Origin of the sequence: Rhodococcus sp. IEGM 1307, from assembly GCF_030056915.1 — a bacterium.
GTDB classification, from domain to species: Bacteria; Actinomycetota; Actinomycetes; order Mycobacteriales; family Mycobacteriaceae; genus Rhodococcus_F; species Rhodococcus_F opacus_D.
Window position 1 is genome coordinate 1 of record NZ_JASHKW010000075.1, and the last position, 643, is coordinate 643.

1 protein-coding gene is annotated in these 643 nt (G+C 68.4%); it reads right to left on the minus strand.

Going from position 1 to position 643, the window contains the following annotated elements; all coding sequences use genetic code 11:
* The coding region (locus tag QM841_RS42875) for a transposase (RefSeq protein WP_502943343.1) at positions 1-569 on the minus strand (569 nt) is incomplete at its 3' end.
* Between the last annotated feature and the right edge of the window lie 74 nt (positions 570-643).

Here is a 643-nt window from a genome sequence, read left to right on the forward strand (position 1 = left end):
TCGGCGTCATCGGTGGCGGCGTGCGCGGCCACCGCGGCGGCGGCGATCCGCGCGGCCTCGGCCTCGGCTGCCCGGCGCAGCCCGTCCTCGGTGCGGTTGGCGTCCTTCGATGCGTTCGAGGCGATCTTCACCCCGTCCAACGCGATCGTCTCGAGTCGGCCCAGACCCAACCGTGCGGCCAGGATCAGGACCTGCGTGAACAGGGCCTCGCAGGCGGTGTGGTTGTCCTTGCGGAACCGTGAGATCGTCACGTGATCGGGGGTGTCGCCGGCGCAGATCACCCGGTAGGACACCACCTCCGAGCAGGCCCGCTCGATCTGCCGCGACGACCGCACCCCCCGCGACCACGCCCAGATCAGCAGGGTCACCAGCATGTCCGGGTCGTACCCGGCGCGCCCGGCACCCCCGGTGCGGCGAGAGCCGTGAAAAGCGCTGGTGTCGAGATGGGTGTCGACGATCTCGATCACCGTCCACACCGGATGCGTGGGCGGCACCCACTCCCGCATGTCCGGTGGCAACAAAAACTGCTGATCACGATTCACCGGTCGATACCCCTTGGCCACCAACACATTATCCAAGAAACATCAGGTCGGGGCGCCGCGGCACGCGGAGACCCCGACCCGGAAATTTGAAACAGCCCCCC